The sequence below is a fragment of the Brevibacillus centrosporus genome (genome assembly GCF_003710815.1).
Classification (GTDB): domain Bacteria; phylum Bacillota; class Bacilli; order Brevibacillales; family Brevibacillaceae; genus Brevibacillus; species Brevibacillus centrosporus.
Genome location: NZ_RHHP01000015.1, coordinates 299,220 through 305,923, shown reverse-complemented (window position 1 = coordinate 305,923; position 6,704 = coordinate 299,220). Strand labels below are relative to the sequence as shown.

General features: G+C 48.9%; 7 protein-coding genes. 3 read left to right on the top strand and 4 right to left on the bottom strand.

Annotated features, from left to right (window positions below; all coding sequences use genetic code 11):
* Positions 1–338: 338 nt before the first annotated feature.
* Entirely contained in the window at positions 339–620 is a 282-nt protein-coding gene (locus tag EDM55_RS15485; RefSeq protein ID WP_092268907.1) for a hypothetical protein, read from the top strand.
* A 64-nt stretch (positions 621–684) separates the two neighbouring features.
* On the opposite strand, the gene EDM55_RS15480 is transcribed toward EDM55_RS15485, so the two are convergent.
* From EDM55_RS15480 to EDM55_RS15470, 3 genes are read right to left on the bottom strand one after another with little or no spacing between them, the layout of a single operon-like run.
* Complete coding sequence (locus EDM55_RS15480; RefSeq protein ID WP_122960693.1) at positions 685–1,461, bottom strand: fumarylacetoacetate hydrolase family protein; 777 nt, start codon at positions 1,459–1,461, stop codon at positions 685–687.
* Positions 1,462–1,498: 37 nt separating this feature from the next.
* Positions 1,499–2,698, bottom strand: coding sequence for a tRNA uracil 4-sulfurtransferase ThiI (thiI, locus tag EDM55_RS15475; RefSeq protein WP_092268903.1), 1,200 nt, complete (start codon positions 2,696–2,698; stop codon positions 1,499–1,501).
* 12 nt (positions 2,699–2,710) lie between these two features.
* Positions 2,711–3,877 (bottom strand): cysteine desulfurase family protein, encoded by a 1,167-nt coding sequence (locus EDM55_RS15470; RefSeq protein WP_092268901.1) that lies wholly within the window; start codon positions 3,875–3,877, stop codon positions 2,711–2,713.
* A gap of 277 nt (positions 3,878–4,154) precedes the next feature.
* Here EDM55_RS15470 and EDM55_RS30305 point away from each other — a divergent pair, with 277 nt between their 5' ends.
* Together EDM55_RS30305 and EDM55_RS15465 are read left to right on the top strand one after the other, a co-directional pair.
* The gene (locus EDM55_RS30305; protein WP_170184533.1) at positions 4,155–4,301 is read left to right on the top strand and encodes a hypothetical protein; all 147 of its coding nucleotides are present in this window, start codon (positions 4,155–4,157) and stop codon (positions 4,299–4,301) included.
* A gap of 250 nt (positions 4,302–4,551) precedes the next feature.
* A complete protein-coding gene (locus EDM55_RS15465; RefSeq protein ID WP_092268898.1) occupies positions 4,552–5,733 on the top strand; it encodes a LysM peptidoglycan-binding domain-containing protein in 1,182 nt (393 codons plus the stop codon).
* Positions 5,734–5,790: 57 nt separating this feature from the next.
* Here EDM55_RS15465 and dapF read toward each other — a convergent pair whose 3' ends face one another.
* The gene (gene dapF / locus EDM55_RS15460) at positions 5,791–6,651 is read right to left on the bottom strand and encodes a diaminopimelate epimerase (RefSeq protein WP_092268896.1); all 861 of its coding nucleotides are present in this window, start codon (positions 6,649–6,651) and stop codon (positions 5,791–5,793) included.
* Positions 6,652–6,704 lie beyond the last annotated feature (53 nt).

The following is a 6,704-nucleotide window of genomic DNA, read 5'->3' as shown; positions in this document are numbered from 1 at the left end:
GTTCAGTTTTCAAAGAGCATTGTTGGTTATCCGCCCAAAAGGCGACCTCTTCATCTTATCACGTTAATCACTTGGATTGCAAGAGGTTTTTTTCACCATTTTTCGTCGCTCAGCGGCGACAAGAACTAATATAACAAATCCACACCCAAACAGTCAAGTGCTTTTTCTCATTTTTGTTGAGATGTTTTCAACTACATTCAAAAACGAAAAGCAGAATTTAAATATAAGTGAAATGAATAAAACTGTCAACAAAAAACGAATAGGCAAGCACCAATTATTTCACACTATCCCTTAGACCGAATTTGCGTTCACTTAACCCAAAAGGACGGTGATTCCTCATGGATCCGAAGCCTACCTATGAAGAGCATGAAAATGAGCAGTACAGCGAGCTGTCTACCGTAGAATCACAGCGTAACGAGATCTTGCAGGAAGAATTCCCAGAGGGGCCCTATGGGTCATCCACTAACAGAGAAAGGCTTGGAAAGTCTTCCGAATGGGAACCGGGGCAACATTCTACAACCACTCGTTTTACGTACGAAACAAGAAACATGCACCAAGACCTGCCTCGCCAAGATCCGTCTGCGCATCCAATCCACGACGATCCAGATGAAAGAGAATAAACAGCACCGCCCCCCAATGATCAGAATGGGGGCGGTGCTCTGTTTTCCGCTCGAAAAACGACGACTATTCTGCCATAACCACACGCGTGGAAAGTGTTCCGATTTCCTCGATGGTTACCGAAATCTCATCTCCTGGCTTCAGCTCACCAACACCAGACGGAGTGCCTGTGAGAATCACGTCTCCAGGCAATAGGGTCATCACTGCACTGACGGCCTCGATCAGCTGAGGGACGGAAAACACCATCTGGCTGGTATTAGCATCCTGGCGCACCTCGCCATTTACAAGTGTCACGATTTGCAGATTTTGATAATCCACTTTTGCTGCAATCGCTGGACCAAGTGGACAAAAGGTGTCGAAGCCTTTGGCGCGCGTCCATTGGCCATCGCTCATTTGCAAGTCTCGCGCAGTCACATCGATCGCACATGTGAAGCCCAAGATGTAGTCATCGGCGTCTTCCGCCTTTACCTGCTTGGCCTCTTTTTTGATGACAACAGCTAATTCTCCTTCATAATGAAGGTTCTGCGTTTGTCTCGGATAGACGATTGGTTCCCCCGGACCTACAACCGTCGTAGATGGCTTGAGGAACATCAATGGCTCTTTCGGCAGAGTCCTGTCCATCTCAGAGGCATGATCACGATAATTAATCCCGATGCAAACCACTTTGCTGGGAGCGCTAGGCGCTTTGAGCGTAACTTCATCGAGCGATAGCTCCAATCCCGTCATAATGGGCTTCGCCGTTTGAACTTTGTAGATGTCCCCTTCGATCACACGAACCTTGTGGTCTGCCTCTACCATCCATCCGTGCTTCACCTTGCCGTTACGTTCATACCGAATAATCATGGCTCTTCCTCCCCGCCAACCTTATGTCTATGTCGTTTTAGAACAGATCCGATACAACTTCGCGCGGTTTCGTCGTGATCTCTTCAACTACCGTACGATTCACAGCATCCTCCACCAAGGCGTCAACATCGAGTGCAGTCTCAAATTTCTCAGCCAGACGCACTTTCGGACGTGTCACTGGATTTTTCGGCGTGAAGACGGTGCAGCAATCCTCATAAGGCAAAATGGACAGATCATACGTATCGATCTTGCGGGAAATGTCCGTAATCTCGATCTTATCCATCGCAACCAATGGGCGAAGCATCGGAATGGAAATGACTTTATTGATGGCATCCATGCTCTCGAGCGTTTGGGAGGCGACTTGTCCCAGGCTTTCACCCGATGCCAGTGCCAGAGCTTTCGTATTGGCCGCTACTTTTTCGGAAATGCGCATCATGAATCGGCGCATGATCGTAATCAAGTAGTCTTCCGGACATTTCTCACGGATCGCCGTCTGAATCTCCGTAAACGGAACCACGTGCAGACGAATGGTTCCTCCCCACTTCGTCAGCTTCTGGGCTAGATCGCGTACTTTTTCCAGAGAGCGCTCACTCGTATACGGATAGCTGTGGAAATGAATCGCCTCGAGCGTTACTCCGCGCTTCATCATCATCCAGCCAGCAACAGGGCTATCAATCCCACCGGACAGCAGCAGCAGGACTTTACCGCTCACCCCTACTGGCAGCCCGCCTGGTCCTGGAATCGTTTCGCAGCTGATGTACGTTCCTTCTGTACGAATCTCGATGTTGACGATAGCTTCTGGCTCGTGCACATCCACCTTGATCTTCGGAAGAGCGCGTAGAATATGGGTACCGACAATTCGATTTACTTCCATAGAAGGAATCGGGTAACGTTTGTCAGCACGGCGTGTGACGACGCGGAAATTGCGCGGCTCCGGATTCATTTGACGGATCAGCTCCAGTGCACGCTCCTTGATTGTGTCGATGTCTGGATCGACCTGGATCGTTGGGCTGAAAGAAGAGATTCCGAACACGCGCTTCAGTCGCTCCATCACCTCGTACGCATCTTCACCGTGCAGCTCTACGTACATCCGGCCGTAGTTGCGGCGCACTTTTATTTTGAAAAAGGAACGCAGAACGCTTTTTACACTGCGCACGAGCGTCTCTTCGAACATATCGCGGTTTTTGCCTTTGAGAGCCAATTCTCCGTAGCGAATCAAAATTACATCGTAGTTCATTTCGTTTCTCCTTTATCTGGTTACGCTTTTTGTTTTCGATTTCATTTGGCTGCGCAAAGTACCCACACAGACTGTTAGTGCTTCCAGGAACCGCTTGATATCCTCAGCCGTATTTTCCCTGCCCAAGCTGATTCTCAGGGAAGACAGCGCACAATCACGTTCGATTCCGACAGAAGTCAATACCCGGCTCGGTTCATTGGCTTTGGAGGAACACGCCGACTTCGTGGAAACCAAAAAGCCACGCTCTTCCAAAGCGTGCAGCAGCACTTCAGCCTTTACCCCCGGCACCGATATGTTCATGATATGTGGTGCAGCGTGAGCCTCAGGTGTATTGATGATGCAGCCCTCGATCTTCGAAATACCTTCTCGCAGCTGTACAAGCAAATCCTGCAGACGGCGACTTTCTGCTGGGCCCCATTCCTCCAGCAAACGAATCGCTTTGGCCATGCCTGCGATCGCCGGCAGGTTTTCTGTACCAGATCGGACTCCGCTCTCTTGTCCGCCGCCCATCAGCAGCGGGTGAATGATCAAGCCCTCGCGTTTGTATAAGATTCCTACCCCACGTGGTCCGTAAAACTTGTGTGCAGATACACTGAGAAGGTCAATGCCCGCATCTTTCAGCTTAAGCGGCACCTTTCCGATGGCTTGCACCGCATCCACATGGAACAGGACTTTGGGAAATTGTTTGAGCCACTGCCCGATTTCCACAACCGGCTGGATCGTCCCCAGCTCGTTGTTCACATGCATGACAGAAACGAGAATGGTATCTGGCCGCATGGCTTTTTGAACATCCTCAAGGGATACTCGACCATCGCGATCTACCGGCAAATAGGTCGTTTCAAACCCTAAGCTCGCAAGCTGCTGGCATACATCGTAAACGGCTGGATGCTCTACCTTCGTCGTGATGATATGCTTCCCGCGATTCTGATATTGAAAGGCAACACCTTTGATCGCCGTATTATTGCTTTCAGTTCCACCAGAGGTAAATATGATCTCCCCCGGCTTGCAGCCTAAAAATGAGGCTGCGACTTCGCGTGCTTGCTTCAGCACAGCTTCCGCTTCTACTCCTTTATGATGAAGAGAAGAGGGGTTTCCATAATAGTTCTCCATTGCCCGCCTCATCGACTCAACCACATCGGGATGAGGACGAGTCGTAGCACTGTTATCCAAGTAAATCACTTGTCCACACCTTCCTCGGAGCAAGCTGCTCCATGTCTACGCTACATCATAACACGACTGTTCCACGAACATACAGCGCAAAGCATGCTTTGCCCTTATTTTCCCCAACTTTGTCAGGCAAAATAGCCAAATAAGACCAGCCCTGAACGATCGTTCACATACTATTCATACTTAAAGCGCTTACATCCAGTATTAGGCTCTTTACATCGCAGGTCCTTTTCGTTAGAATTGTCAGTAAATTTAAACAAAACAACCAAACAACGGGGAGAGAGCAACCATGACAACTCAAGCTATGCAAGAAAAAATCACGAGGATGGAAGCAGAATTGAAACGACTCCAGGCTGAACTCGCAAAGATGAACAAAACAAACCCTGCCATCAACCGATCTGAAGTCGCATACCTAAATGAGGTGTACAACGGGTGACATTTCACTTAATTTGTTTTCGATAGCGTGGAAGTGGCTTAAAAAAATGGCCGCTACCCACGCTATTTTTGTGTCTGCGAACCCTCGTTTGCCATCCTCCTCTACGACTATGGTAGGAAAATACAACAGAGAAAAGGGAGTCTCTGAGCTTATGCTGGAAGATACGACCATTTGAGGATTTATTTTCACAATGAAAGCACCCACCTCCGCTGTTTACAATTATGGGAGAAACATTCCAAAGGAGGCTTTCATGTTCTACACAACACGATGGAAACGCCTGACTATTCAAACGACACTACTAGCTTTGCTGCTCCCAACCACATCGGCATTTGCACAGTCCATTTCTGTATCGTCTGGTGATACGCTAGGCAATCTCGCTTACCGCTACCAGGTTCCTGTCGAGCAATTAAAAATCGCGAATCACCTAAGCTCCGACATGATCATGCTCGGACAAAAGCTATACATACCACCCCTCTCAGAGGTTTATACGGTCAAGTCTGGCGATGTCATGTGGAAAATTGCTGCTGACCATCAAACGACGATCCCTGTTCTTATGGAAATCAATCAACGCACCTCCTACGATCTCTTGGTCGGCGAAAAAATCCTCGTACCGAAAACTTCTGCGAGTCCTTCGACCACTTACACTGTCAAAAAAGGCGACGTGCTCTGGAAAATTGCCAGTCAAAACAGCGTAACCATCCAATCCATTGTGGAAGCCAACAAACTGAGCTCCACAGAGCTGATGATTGGGCAGAAGCTGATCATTCCTCAAACGAACACTACATCCGATGGACAAGCTTCTGATGCTGTTGAAACTCCAGCTGACGACTCCACAAAGCCTTGGGTGGAAAATAAGTCTTACAAAGTCGTCAAAGGAGATACTCCGTGGACGATTTCCATCGCACATGGCATCCCGATGACCGAGCTGCTTCAGGTAAACAAGCTCTCGGAAAACGCTGAACTGCAAATCGGGCAAACGCTCGTCGTCCCTGTTCACCATATTCCCAAAACCAGTGTCAAAAGCGCCAAATATGGAGAATACCTCGATTGGTTTGAAGCGAGCCAATATCTCTTCCCGATCAATGCCGTTGCAACTGTTACAGACTTCGAAACCGGGAAAAGCTTTCAGGTGAAACGAACAATCGGTGCTTCCCATTCGGATACAGAGCCGCTCACTTCTGCCGACACTGCGATCATCAAAGAAATCTGGGGCGGTGATTTTTCCTGGAGTGTACGACCCGTTATTGTAGAAGTGGACGGCAGACGGATTGCCGCCTCCATGACCTCCATGCCTCACAGCATCGAGTACATCACGGACAACAATTTTACCGGTCACTTTGATATCCACTTCTTAAACAGCTTGCGCCACAAGGATAACGCCATCGATCCTGATCACCAGGAGGCTATCAAAATCGCGGCAGGCGTGAAATAATCAAGCTAGAAAAACAAAAAAACGTTCCAGTCTCTTGCAGACGGAACGTTTTTTTATCTATTTGTAAGGAATCGAACCTTGATAAACGCCGGAGAAAACTTCTGTCGCTGGACCCGTCATAAACACGTGATTATCGGATTCCCGCCATTCGATGAAAAGGTCTCCGCCAGCCAGATGCACCGTCACCTTGCGATCGGTTCTTCCGCTCAGGATCGCAGCAACCGCCGCTGCGCAAGCCCCTGTTCCACAGGCGAGCGTCACACCAGACCCCCGCTCCCACACACGGAAATGGATTTCCTGTCGATCGAGAATTTGAATGAACTCTACATTTGTACGCTCAGGGAACCATTCATGAAATTCGATCTTGGGACCGTACTTCAGGACGTCTTCATCCAGCACTTCATCCATAAACAGAATTGCGTGTGGATTTCCCATAGATACTGCCGTCATCGTGAATGCCTCTCCATCCACCTCGATGGTTTCCTCCAGCGCTTTTTCCTCTGGAATCCCCGTCATCGGAATCGCTGCGCGTTCAAAGCGCGGCTCGCCCATGTCGATGGTCACTTGTTCTACTTTCCCTTCCTGATCAAGCGAGACCATGGGAGTCATAATTCCTCCCAATGTTTCGACAGTAAAGGTGTGCTCGGTCGTCAGCCCGTGATCAAACACGTACTTGCTGACACAGCGCATTCCGTTTCCACAGTTTTTCGCTTCGCTGCCATCGTTATTAAATACCCGCATCCGGAAATCTGCACGCTCTGACGGCATGATCAGGATCAAGCCATCTCCTCCGACTCCAAAATGACGGTCGCTTACTCGCCTTGCCAGCTCGGGAAGATCGACCCCAGTCAGGTCCTCCGTGAAACAGTTCACGTACACATAATCGTTTCCTAGTCCATGCAATTTGGTAAACTTCATGGTTCTCTCCTCTTTTTCTCACAAATTTCTGTCTCTAGTATAAGCCCTATCTT